This window comes from Limosilactobacillus sp. DJ3M12 (assembly GCF_947381695.1).
Taxonomy (GTDB): Bacteria; Bacillota; Bacilli; order Lactobacillales; family Lactobacillaceae; genus Limosilactobacillus; species Limosilactobacillus kinnaridis.
In genome coordinates this window covers 1-602 of the sequence record NZ_CANCWY010000064.1, presented here as the reverse complement: position 1 = coordinate 602, position 602 = coordinate 1, and the positions used below count along the sequence as shown (strand labels likewise).

General features: G+C 53.0%; 1 rRNA gene. It reads right to left on the bottom strand.

Going from position 1 to position 602, the window contains the following annotated elements:
* Window positions 1-602: ribosomal RNA gene (locus tag QOS06_RS10720) — 23S ribosomal RNA — on the bottom strand; the annotation flags it as partial.

Sequence of the window (602 nt, the reverse complement as noted above, 5' to 3'; positions counted from 1 at the left end):
CAAACAGTAGCTCTACCTCCACGATTCTTTACCTCAAGGCTCCCCCTAAAGAGATTTCGGAGAGAACCAGCTATCTCCAAGTTCGTTTGGAATTTCACCGCTACCCACACCTCATCCCAGCCATTTTCAACTGACACGGGTTCGGTCCTCCAGTGCGCTTTACCGCACCTTCAACCTGGACATGGGTAGGTCACCTGGTTTCGGGTCTACAACTACATACTTCTTGCGCCCATTTAAGACTCGCTTTCGCTACGGCTCCGGTTTTTCCACCTTAACCTTGCATGCAATCGTAACTCGCCGGTTCATTCTGCAAGAGGCACGCCGTCACCCATTAACGGGCTCCGACAGCTTGTAGGCACATGGTTTCAGGAACTATTTCACTCCCCTTCCGGGGTGCTTTTCACCTTTCCCTCACGGTACTGGTTCACTATCGGTCACTAGGGAGTATTTAGCCTTGCGAGATGGTCCTCGCGGGTTCCGACGGGGTTTCACGTGTCCCGCCGTACTCAGGATCCTGAACAGAGAGTGTGACGTTTCGTCTACGGGGCTTTCACCCTCTATGGCACAGCTTCCCAACTGTTGCGACTACGTCGCACTTTGGT